Source organism: Serratia sp. JSRIV006 (assembly GCF_019968685.1).
Lineage (GTDB): Bacteria > Pseudomonadota > Gammaproteobacteria > Enterobacterales > Enterobacteriaceae > Chania > Chania fonticola_B.
The window spans coordinates 471,171-486,220 of sequence record NZ_CP074137.1 but is presented as its reverse complement, the minus strand read 5'-3'; the positions used below and the strand labels follow the sequence as shown (position 1 = coordinate 486,220).

Annotated in this window: 13 protein-coding genes and 1 tRNA gene; 8 read left to right on the top strand and 6 right to left on the bottom strand. The window is 53.6% G+C overall.

Annotated features, from left to right (window positions below; translation table 11 throughout):
• Positions 1-11 precede the first annotated feature (11 nt).
• A complete protein-coding gene (epmB, locus tag KGP16_RS02165) occupies positions 12-1,040 on the top strand; it encodes an EF-P beta-lysylation protein EpmB (protein ID WP_223500761.1) in 1,029 nt (342 codons plus the stop codon).
• Positions 1,041-1,114: 74 nt separating this feature from the next.
• Here the strand turns inward: epmB and KGP16_RS02160 are convergent, their stop codons facing one another.
• The 3 genes from KGP16_RS02160 to KGP16_RS02150 all read right to left on the bottom strand — a co-directional run bounded on the left by KGP16_RS02160 (position 1,115) and on the right by KGP16_RS02150 (position 3,751).
• Positions 1,115-1,459 carry a DUF4156 domain-containing protein gene (locus tag KGP16_RS02160; protein WP_024484770.1) on the bottom strand — a complete coding sequence of 115 codons (345 nt, stop codon included), beginning with the start codon at positions 1,457-1,459 and terminating at the stop codon, positions 1,115-1,117.
• Between the two features lie 303 nt (positions 1,460-1,762).
• The gene (groL, locus tag KGP16_RS02155) at positions 1,763-3,409 is read right to left on the bottom strand and encodes a chaperonin GroEL (protein WP_021807582.1); all 1,647 of its coding nucleotides are present in this window, start codon (positions 3,407-3,409) and stop codon (positions 1,763-1,765) included.
• 48 nt (positions 3,410-3,457) lie between these two features.
• On the bottom strand, positions 3,458-3,751 hold the full coding sequence (locus tag KGP16_RS02150) for a co-chaperone GroES (protein ID WP_004952634.1): 294 nt from the start codon (positions 3,749-3,751) through the stop codon (positions 3,458-3,460).
• A 391-nt stretch (positions 3,752-4,142) separates the two neighbouring features.
• Between KGP16_RS02150 and KGP16_RS02145 the strand changes: the two genes are divergently transcribed.
• Positions 4,143-5,297, top strand: coding sequence for an IS481 family transposase (locus KGP16_RS02145; protein ID WP_371822128.1), 1,155 nt, complete (start codon positions 4,143-4,145; stop codon positions 5,295-5,297).
• An 80-nt stretch (positions 5,298-5,377) separates the two neighbouring features.
• Here KGP16_RS02145 and KGP16_RS02140 read toward each other — a convergent pair whose 3' ends face one another.
• The gene (locus KGP16_RS02140; protein WP_094982818.1) at positions 5,378-5,869 is read right to left on the bottom strand and encodes an FxsA family protein; all 492 of its coding nucleotides are present in this window, start codon (positions 5,867-5,869) and stop codon (positions 5,378-5,380) included.
• 351 nt (positions 5,870-6,220) lie between these two features.
• On the opposite strand from KGP16_RS02140, the gene aspA reads away from it, so the two are divergent.
• The 6 genes from aspA (at position 6,221) to KGP16_RS02110 (ending at position 12,057) form a co-directional block, all read left to right on the top strand.
• Entirely contained in the window at positions 6,221-7,657 is a 1,437-nt protein-coding gene (gene aspA, locus KGP16_RS02135) for an aspartate ammonia-lyase (RefSeq protein WP_021807586.1), read from the top strand.
• A 122-nt stretch (positions 7,658-7,779) separates the two neighbouring features.
• Entirely contained in the window at positions 7,780-9,081 is a 1,302-nt protein-coding gene (locus KGP16_RS02130) for an anaerobic C4-dicarboxylate transporter (RefSeq protein ID WP_021807587.1), read from the top strand.
• 126 nt (positions 9,082-9,207) lie between these two features.
• Positions 9,208-9,531 carry a divalent cation tolerance protein CutA gene (cutA, locus tag KGP16_RS02125; protein ID WP_021807588.1) on the top strand — a complete coding sequence of 108 codons (324 nt, stop codon included), beginning with the start codon at positions 9,208-9,210 and terminating at the stop codon, positions 9,529-9,531.
• Entirely contained in the window at positions 9,507-11,222 is a 1,716-nt protein-coding gene (locus KGP16_RS02120; protein ID WP_209530358.1) for a protein-disulfide reductase DsbD, read from the top strand. The genes cutA and KGP16_RS02120 overlap by 25 nt, the downstream gene beginning before the upstream one ends.
• A gap of 40 nt (positions 11,223-11,262) precedes the next feature.
• On the top strand, positions 11,263-11,838 hold the full coding sequence (locus KGP16_RS02115) for a transcriptional regulator (RefSeq protein WP_021807590.1): 576 nt from the start codon (positions 11,263-11,265) through the stop codon (positions 11,836-11,838).
• A 143-nt stretch (positions 11,839-11,981) separates the two neighbouring features.
• A tRNA-Phe gene (locus tag KGP16_RS02110) sits at positions 11,982-12,057 on the top strand.
• Between the two features lie 229 nt (positions 12,058-12,286).
• On the opposite strand, the gene KGP16_RS02105 is transcribed toward KGP16_RS02110, so the two are convergent.
• Positions 12,287-13,330: a site-specific integrase gene (locus KGP16_RS02105; RefSeq protein WP_223500759.1), complete on the bottom strand. Its 1,044-nt coding sequence runs from the start codon at positions 13,328-13,330 to the stop codon at positions 12,287-12,289.
• A 95-nt stretch (positions 13,331-13,425) separates the two neighbouring features.
• Complete coding sequence (locus KGP16_RS02100; RefSeq protein ID WP_223500758.1) at positions 13,426-14,724, bottom strand: conjugal transfer nickase/helicase domain-containing protein; 1,299 nt, start codon at positions 14,722-14,724, stop codon at positions 13,426-13,428.
• Positions 14,725-15,050 lie beyond the last annotated feature (326 nt).

The following is a 15,050-nucleotide window of genomic DNA, read 5'->3' as shown; positions in this document are numbered from 1 at the left end:
TAGCCAAAAAAATGGCACACATTATAACCCAAAACACGGCGCATAGAGAAGATTGGTTGCATCAACTCGCCGATGTTATTACCGACCCAGATGAATTACTGCAGCTTCTGTCACTAAATACGCACCCGGAACTGCCACAGGGGCGCGATGCACGCCGCCTGTTTGCGCTACGCGTGCCGCGAGCCTTTGCCGCGCGTATGCAACCCGGTGATGCCAATGACCCGCTGCTGCGCCAGGTACTCACCGCCAGCGCAGAATTCATCGATGCCCCAGGCTTCACCACCGATCCGCTGGATGAACAGCGCAGCGTGGTGCCGGGGTTACTGCACAAGTATCGCAACCGTGCCCTGCTGTTGGTAAAAGGCGGCTGTGCGGTTAACTGCCGCTACTGTTTCCGCCGTCATTTCCCCTATCAGGAGAACCAGGGCAACAAGGCAAACTGGCTTCAAGCGTTGGAGTATATCCGTCAACAGCCGGAACTGGATGAAATTATTTTCTCCGGGGGCGATCCGCTGATGGCCAAAGACCATGAACTGGATTGGCTGATCGGGGAACTGGAGGCCATCCCACACCTCAAACGCCTACGTATTCATACTCGCTTGCCGGTGGTGATCCCTGCCCGCATCACCGCCACGCTGTGCCAACGCTTCTCGGCATCGCGCCTGCAGGTGCTGATGGTCACCCATATCAATCATGCCAACGAGATTGACCCACCGCTGCGCGCCAGTATGGCACAGTTGCGTAGCGCCGGAGTGACGCTGCTGAACCAGAGTGTGCTGCTACGGGGGATCAATGATAACGCGGATACGTTGGCAACGCTGAGTAACGCCCTGTTTGATGCGGGTATCCTGCCCTACTACCTCCACGTGTTGGATAAGGTACAGGGCGCGGCCCACTTTATGGTCAGCGACGACGAGGCTCGTGCGATCGTGAAAAGTTTGCTGAGCAAGGTTTCCGGCTATCTGGTACCCCGTCTGACCCGTGAAGTCGGCGGCGAACCCAGCAAAACGCCGTTGGATCTACGCCTGACGCAAAGTTAAGTGGCCTACATGAATGCAAAAAGAGGAATGCCTAGGCATTCCTCTTTTGTTTTATACGGGTGCTTATGCCAGCGTTATGGGCACTTATACACCTGGCCGATCATTTTGCTGTCCAGCGGTGCAAAACTTGAAAGCAGGTTCTGGCTTGGGCTGGTCGCACCGTAAATCACGTTGCCGCCCATTGCTGCTGCCTTGTTGCGCAGATCGTTAGCCGCGCCGCGCATAGAGCTGCCCTCACCACCGCTCCCCGACAGCCAGTTGCTCTGAGTGCCGGTGACTTCGCCTACCAACTGGCATTCTGCTGCGGGCTTGGTGTCGGTAAATTTGACCTGTTGACCTGCGGCGGTCAGTTCATTGGTGCTGCTGCACCCTGCCAGCAGCAGCGCTGCCGATAGACCCAGTAAGGCTTTAATCCGCATCTTGTTCCCCATATGATGTTGAGAATTACGCAAAAGCTTATCAGAAAGCGTTGCCATCTCTTAAGCATCCGTTGCCACCGGCCACAGGTGCCTGGTCAACGTCTTGAGCGACAGCTGATGAACTATCAGTTTACACGCTTAATGGATACGGTCTGCAAAAATATCATCAAATTCAGCACTGACGCATCGTTAGCCGCTGACGTTGAAAAAAACGGGCACGATATTCAGCCCCACACAGAAGAAAGGAATAAAAAAACCCGGCCGAAGCCGGGTTTTGTGGTTAGCTCACAGAGGTGAGGGGAATTACATCATTCCGCCCATACCACCCATGCCGCCCATACCACCAGCGCCACCCATGTCTAACTTGTCTTCTTTCGGCAAGTCAGTGACCATGCACTCGGTGGTGATCATCAGGCCAGCTACAGAGGCCGCGTACTGCAGAGCAGAACGGGTCACTTTAGTTGGATCCAGGATACCCATCGCGATCATGTCGCCGTATTCTTCGGTGTAAGCGTTGTAGCCGAAGCTGCCTTCGCCTGCTTTCACCTTGTTGGCAATCACAGAAGCTTCTTCACCGGCGTTGATCACGATCTGACGCAGTGGAGATTCCATAGCACGCAGGGCAACTTTGATACCCACGTTCTGGTCTTCGTTATCGCCTTTCAGGCCAGCAATTTTGTCTGCTACACGGATCAGCGCTACGCCACCGCCAGCAACCACGCCTTCTTCTACCGCAGCACGGGTAGCGTGCAGGGCATCTTCAACGCGGGCTTTCTTCTCTTTCATTTCAACTTCAGTTGCGGCGCCAACTTTGATAACGGCAACGCCGCCAGCCAGTTTAGCAACACGCTCTTGCAGTTTTTCACGATCGTAGTCAGAGGTCGCTTCTTCGATCTGCTGACGGATCTGGGAGACGCGACCCTGAATGGTGGTTTCGTCGCCCACGCCATCGATGATGATGGTGGTGTCTTTGTTGATTACGATGCGTTTTGCCTGACCCAGATCTTCCAGGGTAGCTTTTTCCAGCTCCAGACCGATCTCTTCAGAGATCACGGTACCGGCAGTCAGGGTAGCGATGTCTTGCAGCATGGCTTTACGACGGTCGCCGAAGCCAGGTGCTTTAACCGCAGCCACTTTCACGATGCCACGCATGGTGTTAACCACCAGGGTAGCCAACGCTTCGCCTTCAACATCTTCAGCAATGATCAGCAGTGGTTTGCCCGCTTTCGCAACGGCTTCCAGCACTGGCAGCATTTCACGGATGTTGGAGATTTTCTTGTCAGCCAGCAGGATGAACGGGCTTTCCAGCTCGATAGAACCGGTTTCTGGCTTGTTGATGAAGTACGGAGACAGGTAGCCGCGATCGAACTGCATACCTTCAACCACGTCCAGCTCGTCTTGCAGGCCGGTGCCTTCTTCAACGGTGATCACGCCTTCTTTGCCCACTTTCTCCATCGCTTCTGCAATCAGTTTACCCACGGTTTCGTCGGAGTTTGCAGAGATGGTGCCTACCTGAGCGATAGCTTTAGAGTCAGAGCAAGGTACAGATAATTTTTTAAGCTCTTCAACCGCAGCGATAACCGCTTTGTCGATACCGCGCTTCAGGTCCATCGGGTTCATGCCGGCAGCCACAGCTTTCAGGCCTTCGGTGATGATGGATTGAGCCAGTACGGTTGCAGTGGTGGTACCGTCGCCCGCAGCGTCGTTCGCTTTAGAGGCAACTTCTTTCACCATTTGTGCACCCATGTTCTCGAACTTGTCTTCCAGTTCGATTTCACGAGCAACAGATACGCCATCTTTGGTGATGGTAGGAGCGCCGAAGGATTTATCCAGCACTACGTTGCGGCCTTTCGGGCCCAGAGTCACTTTTACTGCATCAGCGAGAACATTCACACCGCGGAGCATCTTCACGCGAGCGTCATTGCCGAATTTTACGTCTTTAGCTGCCATTGGTATTTCCCTTCAACTCGTTCAGTTCAGAAGATTTATAAAGCGTTATTACGCTTCAACAATTGCCAGAATGTCGCTTTCGGACATGATCAACACTTCTTCATTGTCGATCTTCTCTGCTTTCACGCCGTAACCGTCGTTGAAAATCACGATGTCGCCTACTTTCACATCCAGCGGCTGGATGTTGCCGCTTTCCAGAACACGTCCTTTACCAACGGCTACCACTTCACCACGAGTAGATTTACCCGCTGCAGAGCCAGTCAGAACGATGCCGCCAGCAGATTTTGATTCAACTTCTTTGCGCTTGACGATAACGCGGTCATGCAATGGACGAATACTCATTGAACGCTCTCCTGTAAGAAGGTTTCTATCAGATTTAGGGTTGTGCGCCAGATTATTGATACCGGCTCCGTGGGATTTGAAATGGGGGCGTTCCATCCCCCTTCAAGGGGCAGCAGCAAAAAAATTTTCGATTTGATGGTCTGCGGTGAACGCCATTAGCAAAAACGCGGCCAATCTCCCCCTCACCCCGACCCTCTCCCACTATACGGACCGGATAATACATGAGCACTTGTTTAGGGAGAGGGGGTAGCCCAGAGTCGCGGTCAGGTACCGGGGGCAAATGTAGCACGTTGAGTCCCCTCTCCCTTTGGGAGTGTACAGACCGGGGACATCATGAACACTTGTTCGGGGACATGGTAGACACTTACAACATAGGTATGAGTACTTCTGAGTGGAGTTGCTTATGCCGTGGGATGAGAGATCTGCCATGTCATTACGTACCGAGTTTGTGCTTTTCGCCTCGCAAGAAGGCGCTAATATCCGTGCGCTATGCCGCCAGTTCGGCATAGCGCCTGCTACCGCATACAAGTGGTTACATCGCTGGCAGTCTGATGGGAGGGCCGGTCTGAACGAACGTTCTCGAGTGCCACACCATTCCCCCAGCAGAACCTCTGACACCGTTGTCCAACATCTCCGCGCTGCGCACCTGACCCATCCGATGTGGGGCGCGCGCAAGCTCAAGCGGTGGCTCGAGATGCAGGGGCATACGTTACCGGCCGCCAGCACCGTGCATAACCTCATGCGCCGCCATGACCTGCTACCGGGCGGTCCGTCACCGACGCCCACCGTCGGACGCTTTGAACATGACGCACCGAACCGACTCTGGCAGATGGACTTTAAAGGCCACTTCCCCTTCGCCGAAGGGCGTTGTCATCCGCTGACCTTGCTGGATGACCATTCGCGCTTCTCGCTCTGTCTGGCGCACTGCCCGGACGAACGACGTGTCACCGTGCAGTCTCAGTTGATAGCGGTGTTCGAACGTTATGGCTTGCCGGAGAGAATGACCATGGATAATGGGGCCCCCTGGGGCGACACGACGGGCAGTTGGACCGCGCTGGAACTGTGGCTGATGCGTCAGGGTATCCGAGTGGGTCACTCTCGGCCTTATCATCCTCAGACTCAGGGTAAGCTGGAGCGCTTCCACCGCAGCCTGAAGGCAGAGCTCCTGCAGGGACGGTGGTTTACCCATGCCGCGCAGTTGCAGGAGGTGTTCGACGCCTGGCGAAATACCTACAACCTGGAGCGTCCACACGAAGCCCTGTCAATGGCGGTACCGGCGTCCCGTTATCAGCCTTCATCGCGACAGTACAATGGCAATCCGGCGGCAGCCGAGTATGACGAGGGGGTTTTGGTCAGGAAAGTGGATGTCAGTGGAAAACTGAGCCTGAAAGGGATGGGTCTGAAAGTGGGCAAGGCCTTTATCGGTGAATATGTCGGACTGAAGGAAAGTGAGAGAGAGGGCTACTACGAGGTATGGTGGTACAGCACGAAAGTGGGGACGATCGACCTGAGAAATAGGTCGATCATCATGGGTAAAGGATGTTAAAAAGTGTTCACCATGTCCTTGAACACCTGTCTACCATGTCCCCGGTCTGTACAGAGAGAGGGTTAGGGTGAGGGGAGATATCAGCGGTCGTCACGCTTGTCGCGATCGTCAGGTTGATGATCCAAGGTGTAGCGGTCGTCTTGCTTGCGCTGGAATTCTCCGTCGAAGGTGTTGCCATTAGCGGCACCTCCGCCTTGACCCCAACCGCCTGGACGATAGATGTTCAGATGCGGCATCAGCTTCAGCGTCAACGATTTCTGCACCGGCGGCAACAGCAGCAACAGGCCAAGGAAATCGGTGAAGAAGCCCGGTATCACCAGCAGGAAGCCCGCCAGCACCAGTGAAACGCTTTTCACCATCTCCGCTGCCGGGCTTTCGCCCGCCGCCAGCTTTTGTTGCATCTGCACAAAGGTCTTCATGCCCTGATTACGCACCAGGGAAACGCCGACGCAGGAGGTAAACACCACCAGCAGCAGCGTCATTGCCACGCCGAACACGGCGGCAACTTTGATAAACAAGGATATCTCTATGTAAGCCAGTAGAAATATCAGCAGTAACGGTAACCAGCGCACCTGGTTCTCTCCTCTAGGTAGAGTCGGCGTACCCGCCCGATGGCGCATACGTGATAAATGGGGCCACTAATCGGCCAACCTTCTTACAATGGGGGCTTCCCGCCGCCATTTCAACCGGGCGATCTTTTTTATTCTCTATGTTACAAACGTGAAGCTCTTCACAGAAATCAAAAGCTGTCATTTGCTGAAGCACCAGATAGTGATCTACGTTCATTCATTTATTACCAACCAGCATATGATCTGGGCAGCGACAATAGCTGCGGTCAATACTTCCGCAGTTGGCCCGCTCGGCAACATTATTTTGTTATCCTGCACATAATTATATTCGGCAGCAACATAGAGAAGGTTCTCATGTCAAACAACATTCGTATCGAAGAAGACCTATTAGGAACACGTGAAGTCCCTGCAGAAGCCTACTACGGTGTTCATACTCTGCGTGCGATTGAAAACTTCTATATCAGCAACAGTAAAATCAGCGACGTTCCTGAGTTTGTGCGCGGCATGGTGATGGTGAAAAAAGCCGCCGCCATGGCAAACAAAGAGCTGCAAACCATCCCACGTAAAATTGCCGACGTCATCATCCAGGCATGTGATGAAGTGCTGGATAAAGGCAAATGCATGGATCAATTCCCGGTGGATGTGTTCCAGGGCGGTGCTGGCACCTCGCTGAACATGAACACCAACGAAGTACTGGCAAACATCGGCCTGGAGCTGATGGGCCACCAGAAGGGTGAATACCAATACCTGAACCCTAACGATCACCTCAACAAGTGTCAGTCTACCAACGACGCTTACCCAACCGGATTCCGCATCGCGGTTTACGCTTCCAACCAGAAGCTGATCGATGCTATCAACCAACTGCGTGAAGGGTTTGACCGTAAGGCCAAAGAGTTCGAAACCATCCTGAAAATGGGCCGTACCCAGTTGCAGGACGCGGTGCCAATGACCCTGGGCCAGGAATTCCACGCGTTCAGCGTGTTGCTGAATGAAGAAACCCGTAACCTGCACCGTACCGCAGAGTTGCTGCTGGAAGTGAACCTGGGCGCGACGGCGATCGGTACCGCGCTGAACACCCCGGAAGGTTACCAACACCTGGCGGTTAAGAAACTGGCGGAAGTCAGTGGCCTGCCGGTGGTCCCTGCCGAAGACCTGATCGAGGCCACCTCCGACTGTGGCGCTTACGTGATGGTGCACAGTGCGCACAAGCGCCTGGCGGTCAAACTGTCCAAGATCTGTAACGACCTGCGTCTGTTGTCTTCCGGCCCACGCGCTGGCCTGAACGAAATCAATCTGCCTGAACTGCAGGCCGGTTCTTCCATCATGCCAGCCAAAGTGAACCCGGTGATCCCAGAAGTGGTTAACCAGGTTTGCTTTAAGGTGATCGGCAACGACACTTGCGTTACCATGGCCGCCGAAGCAGGCCAGCTGCAGTTGAACGTGATGGAACCGGTAATTGGCCAGGCGATGTTTGAATCCATTCACATCCTGACCAATGCCTGCTATAACCTGCTGGAAAAATGCATTAACGGTATTACCGCCAACAAAGAAGTGTGCGAGTACTACGTATTTAACTCTATCGGTATCGTTACCTATCTGAACCCGTTCATTGGCCACCACAACGGTGACATTGTCGGCAAGATCTGTGCTGAAACCGGCAAGAGCGTACGTGAAGTCGTGCTGGAACGCGGTTTACTGACCGAAGCTGAGCTGGATGACATCTTCTCCGTAGAGAACCTGATGCACCCGGCCTATAAGGCGAAACGCTATACAGATGAAAATGAACAATAATAGACTCATCCGGTAGCCTGAAAGGCACGCTAATCCTCTGGATAGCGTGCCTTTTTTCTTTCTAAGAATACAAAGTTGCAACCTTTGGTTTTCATAAAAATCCATTTTAAGGGGTAAACACTATGCTAGTAGTAGAATTGGTGATCGTTCTACTGGCCATCTTTTTGGGGGCCAGGCTGGGCGGTATCGGAATAGGCTTTGCAGGCGGTCTTGGGGTATTGGTGCTGGCGATGATTGGCGTTAAGCCAGGCAGCATTCCCTTCGACGTTATTTCAATCATTATGGCGGTTATCGCCGCTATCGCCGCCATGCAGGTCGCTGGCGGGATGGACTACCTGGTGCAGCAAACCGAAAAACTGCTGCGCAAAAATCCAAAATACATCACCATTCTGGCCCCAATCGTCACCTATTTCCTGACCATCTTCGCCGGTACCGGTAATATCTCCCTCTCGGCCCTGCCGGTGATTGCAGAAGTGGCCAAAGAGCAAGGCATCAAACCTTGCCGCCCACTGTCTACTGCCGTGGTTTCCGCGCAGATTGCCATTACCGCCTCGCCTATCTCGGCAGCGGTGGTGTACATGTCTTCCGTTATGGAAGGCCACGGTGTGAGTTATCTGCATTTGCTGATGGTGGTGATCCCTTCCACCTTCCTGGCCGTGATACTGATGTCGCTACTGGTTACCTGGCTGTTTGACTCCAAGCTGTCTGACGATCCGGTGTATCAAAAACGCTTCGAAGAAGGTCTGGTAGCCCTGCGTGGTGAGAACGTAATCGTGATCAAACCGCGTGCGAAAACCTCCGTGATGCTGTTCCTGGCTGGCGTACTGAGCGTAGTGGCTTATGCCATCATCAACAGCCCAAGCATGGGGCTGGTGACGACGCCGCTGATGAACACCACCAATGCCATCCTGATCATCATGCTGAGCGTGGCCACCCTGACCACCATCCTGTGCCGTGTCGAGACCGACCTGATTTTGAACTCCAGCACCTTCAAGGCCGGGATGAGCGCCTGTATCTGTATCCTGGGCGTGGCCTGGTTGGGTGACACCTTTGTGCAGGCCAACCTTGACTGGATTAAAGAGACTGCGGGTACCGTGATCCAATCCCATCCTTGGTTACTGGCGGTGATCTTCTTCTTCTGTTCGGCGTTGCTGTACTCTCAGGCCGCCACTGCCAAGGCGTTGATGCCGATGGCGCTGGCCCTGAACGTCACCCCGCTGACGGCGATCGCCTCCTTTGCTGCCGTTTCTGGCCTGTTTATTCTGCCAACCTACCCTACCCTGGTGGCGGCGGTACAAATGGACGATACCGGAACGACGCGCATCGGGCGCTTCGTGTTTAACCACCCGTTCCTGATCCCTGGCACCTTGGGCGTGGCGTTTGCCGTCATCTTCGGCTTCCTGATTGGTAGCGTTATTCTGTGATCCTCAAGCGGGGCTTCGGCCCCGCTTTCTCCTCCTCATTCTCCTGCTGCTGATAATCTAACCTTCTAGCCAACACCGCTTCAGGGTATAGTGCCCTGTTACCAAACCTGGTTGAGAGGGCCGAAGATGTCTGATTGCGAAGCTATCGTCATACTCTGTACCGCACCCGATGAAGCCACGGCGCAAGAGCTGGCGGCACGCGTCCTGGGAGAGAAACTGGCGGCCTGCGCCACGCTGCTGCCTGGGGCAACATCGCTGTATTACTGGGAAGGGAAACTGCAACAGGAATACGAAGTGCAGATGCTGTTTAAAAGCGATCGCCAGCATCAACAAGCGCTACTCACCTACCTGAAACAACATCACCCGTACCAGACACCCGAACTGTTGGTGCTGCCGGTGATGGCTGGAGATAAAGATTACCTGTCATGGATCAACGCCTCATTAAACTGATATTGCTGCTTTGCAGCCTGTTCTTTCTGCCGACTGCGGCCCAGGCTTCACTGTTCGGCCAAAACGCGGGCAACCAGTTCGTCCCCGTCGATCAGGCATTTGCCTTTGATTTTAAACAACAGGGCCCCCAGCTGACGCTAAGCTGGCAAATCCGCCCTGGTTACTACCTGTACCGCCAGCAAATCAAGCTGGTGCCACAGCAGGCAACGCTAGGCCAGTTCGAGCTGCCCGCCGGGCTGAAGCATAAAGATGAATTCTTTGGTGAAGTAGCGATATTCAAAGAGCCATTGGCGCTGAATATTCCCCTGTTGCAGGCGGGAGACAATGCCAGCCTGAGCGTCACCTACCAAGGGTGTGCTGAGGCCGGTTTCTGCTATCCACCGGAAACCCGCGTGATCCCTCTGAGCGCAGTAGCGCTGGCCGCAGAGCCCGCAGCACCGGTAGCCGTAACACCAGCAGAAACAGCACCGGCCAATCTGCCCTTCTCCCCCCTGTGGGCCTTGCTGATTGGTATCGGTATTGCGTTTACCCCTTGCGTGTTGCCGATGTATCCGCTGATTTCCGGCATTATCCTGGGCCGTGAGCGGCCACACAGCAGCGGGCGCATTCTGGTGCTGGCCGTGGTGTATGTGCAAGGCATGGCGCTGACCTATACCCTGCTCGGCCTGGTGGTTGCCGCCGCCGGGTTGCAGTTCCAGGCCGCGCTGCAACACCCTTACGTGCTGATCGGTCTGTCGGTGCTGTTTGTCGCCTTGGCTCTGTCCATGTTCGGCTGCTACTCTTTGCAGCTCCCCTCGTCACTGCAAACGCGGCTGGCCAACTGGAGCAACACCCAGCAGGGTGGCTCACTGGTGGGCGTGTTTGTGATGGGCGCTCTGGCAGGCCTGATCTGCTCGCCATGCACCACCGCCCCTCTCAGCGCCATCCTGCTGTACATCGCCCAAAGCGGTAACATGTGGGCCGGTGGTGGCACGCTCTATCTGTATGCCTTGGGGATGGGTATCCCGCTGGTGATTGTGACGCTGTTCGGCAACCGCCTGCTGCCACGCAGCGGCCCGTGGATGCAGTACGTCAAGGAAGCCTTTGGCTTTGTGATCCTGGCGCTGCCGGTGTTCCTGCTTGAGCGGGTGATCGGCGACGTCTGGGGGTTGCGCCTGTGGAGCCTGCTCGGGCTGGCATTCTTCGGCTGGGCATTCGTCCTGAGCCTGAAATCATCCCGTGGCTGGACGCGAGCCGTCCAAGTGCTGTTGTTGGCGGCGCTGGTGATTTCGGCTCGTCCATTGCAAGACTGGGCATTCGGTAACACCGCCTCTGAGCAGGCGGCCCAGCCACATCTGAATTTCACCCGTATCAATAACGTTGAGCAGCTTAATCAGGCGCTGCAACAGGCGCAGGGCAAGCCGGTGATGCTGGACCTGTACGCGGACTGGTGTGTCGCCTGTAAAGAGTTTGAGAAGTACACCTTCAGCGATCCAGCGGTGCAGACCCAATTGGCCGATACGGTGTTGCTGCAGGCCGACGTAACGGCCAACAATGCCGAGCAGGCAGCCTTGCTCAAGCACTTGCAGGTGCTTGGCCTGCCGACCATTTTGTTCTTTGACCGAGATGGCAAAGAGTTACCCGCAGCCCGCGTGACGGGCTTTATGAACGCAGAAGCCTTCGACGCACATTTGCAGAAAACCACTCGGTAAACGACACTGAGTTTCAGAACATTTTTTGGAGGGAGCACTAGTGCAACGTGAACAGGTTTTAAATACAGCCCTGGAGCTGTTGGAAAAACAGGGCCTGGCGACCACCACCTTGGAAATGCTGGCAGAAAAACTGGGTGTGCCATACAGCGATTTCAAACCGTTCTGGCCGGACCGTGAGGCACTGCTGTATGACTGCCTGCGCTACCACGGCCAGCAGATTGATACCTGGCGCCGCCAGTTGCAGCTTGATGAGACGCTGAGCCCGCAGCAAAAGCTGCTGGCGCGTTACGACGTGCTGGCAGAACACGTGCAGAATGAACGTTACCCTGGCTGCCTGTTTATTGCCGCCTGTAGCTTCTTCCCAGAGAGCGACCACCCGATCCATCAACTGGCCGAACAGCAGAAGATCACCTCGCTGGACTTCACCCGCGATCTGTTACGTGAGATGGATGCCGACGACGCCGATTCGGTAGCGCAGCAAATGGAACTGGTGCAGGAAGGCTGCCTGAGTAAATTGTTGATAAAACGCCAGTTGCAGGATGTGGCCGTCGCCAAACGGCTGGCCGAAGATATCTTGCATATTGCCCAATGCCGTCAGTTCGGTGCGTTAAGCTAAAGCGTGATATGCAGTGACCTGGTGGCAACAGAGGCAGAATTACGCGGCCTTTGCCTGAAAAGCCAGCAATCGGCGCTGTTTTCACGTTTTTCGACACAAATCCGTTGACGCCGCACGGCCAATACGGTTTAATGCGCCCCGTTGCCCGGATAGCTCAGTCGGTAGAGCAGGGGATTGAAAATCCCCGTGTCCTTGGTTCGATTCCGAGTCCGGGCACCACTAATTTGCATCAAAGCACGCTGGTTAAGAGATGAGATGCTTAACGGGCGGTTAATACAGGGGCCGGTCATAGACGAAATCTCCTAGTGTAAGTTTACGTTGCACTGGGTTGAATTCAGATTGGTTTCCTCAAGTCAGGGAGTCTGTTCCAGCAGACTCCCTGTTCTCGATCGCCTTACATAATTACGTTAATTGATTTAGCTGTCAAGTCGTACAAATTTTCTCCTACCTAGCCAGACAATCCTTCCTGATAAAGATCTACCTCTACACAAATATCCGTGTGTAACGCCAATTCGTTTTCCAGAGTTCTGCCGATGATGTCCATCTTCATATCGATGTATTCCATTGTCGTTGTCACGCTGCGGTGCCCTAACAGTTCTCTGACTAACTGAAGGTTTCTATCCGGCGCTTTCATTAGCTCTGTAGCTAACGTATGCCTGAACCTATGCGGTGAAACTGCAAACCCGCACTCTTTTGACAGGCGGGAGAAAAAGGAGCGCACCGACTGTAAGGCGTTGTCGGCATCATATTGATACTCTTTTAAAGAGTACCCGGGTGTAAATCGCCTGACATCAAACACAAAATCAGATGACTCCGCGCCAGACTGCTGCGTTCGCATTATCAGGCGCTGTAATTGATGCTTGAGTTGTCGCACGATGGGGACACGCCATTCGCGATGCGTTTTGCTGCCATCCAACTGAAGCTCGATAAATCCCTCATCGTTATTGATATCCCTCAGACGAATATGCAGTAGCTGATTCAGTCGCATACCGGTATAGCGCAACGTATCCAGTACTGCCAGCCAGAACCAGACGGGGTAGAGTGCACAACGCCGTCGTCTCGCGCCAAGTCGACACATGGCTTCATCTTTTTCAAACTGCTGCATAATAAGATAAATGCGAGTCAGCTGGTTTTTGCTTAGCGTCTTCTTCTTTTTCCGATCTTTCTGTACCGCACAATCCGTTAGCGGATTTTTATCAAAGCAAAACAGCTGTTCTTCCATACCAAAATTGAACAATGCTCTCAGGTGAGCCACCTTATTATTCCAGGTATGCGTCGATAAGTTCCTCTCTTTGAGCAATACCCGCCGCCACTGTAATATTTCCCTTCGCGTTATCTCCCCTGGGCACTTAGCCTCCCCAATAAAGCGGATAAACCCAACCACCACTTTACTGTAGCTCCATTCAGTAGCAGAGCGTAAATTGCGCGCAAAGAAATACTCATCCAACAGTTCTTCCCAGGTAATGCCTGTTGCTTTAGGTTGCAGTTCCATATTTTATTTTCCCTGAATTGTTATCTACTCCTATCAATGAAATGTATGTGATGGCCACATACACGCCAGTTATATAAATACCTATATATCGTTGGTTATTGCAACATAAACAACAGACTATCATCCGGCAGTGGATCGCCCCGATATAGGGACGAGGCCTTGACCAGATAGCCGGTAACCGCGCGAAACGTGCCTGTGCCAGCCGGATTACTATAGACCCGGGCCTGCATAAAACGCTCACCCGCCCGAATTTTATGAATGCCCAAGCGTTCAAAAGCCGACTGAATGGTATTGCGTTTGGTTTTACTGCCGGTGTCCTTAATAAATAAATAAAAAATCTCGGGAACACAGAGAAAAGCGCAGCCAGCAATAAGATGTATCCTGGCTTGTTCTTCATTAATACCAATGGAACCATTACGTAGCCCCGAAGAGAGCCAAAAAAGAAACTCACAGCCCTTCCCCTCTTTTTGATTAACGTCGCCTTTATCAGAAACCGCTTCATCAGCAGGCGTTACCGCTAAAGTTGTGGGTTGATGGCCGCCATTATCCAGGCTAAATAAATCAATCGCGGGCTGAATATCACTATCATTTTTCAGCGGCAAAACGGATGTTGTCATAGGCACGGAGCCGTTTTCTGATATGGCGGTATTACCGACAGGCAAGGAGGGGGTATCCAGCGTCTGTGCCGCTTTGCCTAATAGTTCATCGATCAGCGGGACTGAGGCCGACGTACCATATAACCGGTCAGACAGGCAAAATAACGCCTCAGGGACGGAACAAAGCCAGAGCATAGCCTCCTCAGGCAGCAGGCGGAATGACAGCATGGCTGACAGGCTCTGTACCTGCGCAGCATTAAGGGGACTGGCCCTAAACCGGAAACGAAATGGTCGGTCCGGCACCGTTAGACCGAGAGCCCATAGCGCGCCGTCCCGCAGTTCAGCTTCCAGTTGGAAAAGCAGCGGTACGTGATAAAACAGCGCTGCCCAATAGATCACTGCGTTCCATAACACATTCTGGGCCGCCTGCTCTTCCGGCTCTGCGCCCGGAGGAAACATATATCCCCGGGCCAGACGCATGGCACAGGTGGTAAATTTTATCGTCATATCCCCGAACCCACCGACGCCAGACCAGGGGCCGGAAGGTGCTGCGGGAACATTCTGGGTACTTAGCAACAGTTGATGGAGAGGAGCCAGATACAGCAACGGATACAATTCGGCTGGCAGCGCGCTATTCTCCCGCATCTGGTTGAGCAAAGGTTGCCGACCAGAAAAGGCCGTCAGCGTATCGAGGCCCTGAGGAGAGAAATAACCAGGGATAACAGTATCCGCTTCAGGTTTGATGACGCCGCCAGGCTTATCAGGTGTTCTCAATAGGTTTTTCAATCGGCTAAGCATAAAAACTCCCACTAAGGTGCCATAAGGACATTCACAGCCAAACGCTAACCCTGCCCAGTGAGAACGACGGTCTGTATTGGGGCGATGGTATAGGGCATGACCGGCTCCATCTGTGGCAAATGACGCTACAGTGTTCAGAGCCCGCGTGGAAAGCCACCTTAAACCAGTTGTGAAATGGGATAAATTAACGGCTTAGACAAGGTGCCAGCAGCCTCACTGGCGTAGGTTGCATGATAGTCCCGCACCAGAAAGTGCCATCGACCTTATGATTAATCTTGTAATATCAACCACTCACCGACTAGTTAAAAATCTAAAAACGTTGCATT

What these genes read in the sequence shown, in the direction of transcription:
- groL (WP_021807582.1), bottom strand. Translation starts at nt 3,409, where the DNA reads ATGGCAGCTAAAGACGTAAAATTCGGCAATGACGCTCGCGTGAAGATG.
- epmB (WP_223500761.1), top strand. Translation starts at nt 12, where the DNA reads ATGGCACACATTATAACCCAAAACACGGCGCATAGAGAAGATTGGTTG.
- KGP16_RS02150 (WP_004952634.1), bottom strand. Translation starts at nt 3,751, where the DNA reads ATGAGTATTCGTCCATTGCATGACCGCGTTATCGTCAAGCGCAAAGAA.
- KGP16_RS02105 (WP_223500759.1), bottom strand. Translation starts at nt 13,330, where the DNA reads ATGGAACTGCAACCTAAAGCAACAGGCATTACCTGGGAAGAACTGTTG.
- cutA (WP_021807588.1), top strand. Translation starts at nt 9,208, where the DNA reads ATGTCTGATTGCGAAGCTATCGTCATACTCTGTACCGCACCCGATGAA.
- KGP16_RS02130 (WP_021807587.1), top strand. Translation starts at nt 7,780, where the DNA reads ATGCTAGTAGTAGAATTGGTGATCGTTCTACTGGCCATCTTTTTGGGG.
- KGP16_RS02100 (WP_223500758.1), bottom strand. Translation starts at nt 14,724, where the DNA reads ATGCTTAGCCGATTGAAAAACCTATTGAGAACACCTGATAAGCCTGGC.
- KGP16_RS02160 (WP_024484770.1), bottom strand. Translation starts at nt 1,459, where the DNA reads ATGCGGATTAAAGCCTTACTGGGTCTATCGGCAGCGCTGCTGCTGGCA.
- aspA (WP_021807586.1), top strand. Translation starts at nt 6,221, where the DNA reads ATGTCAAACAACATTCGTATCGAAGAAGACCTATTAGGAACACGTGAA.
- KGP16_RS02120 (WP_209530358.1), top strand. Translation starts at nt 9,507, where the DNA reads ATGGATCAACGCCTCATTAAACTGATATTGCTGCTTTGCAGCCTGTTC.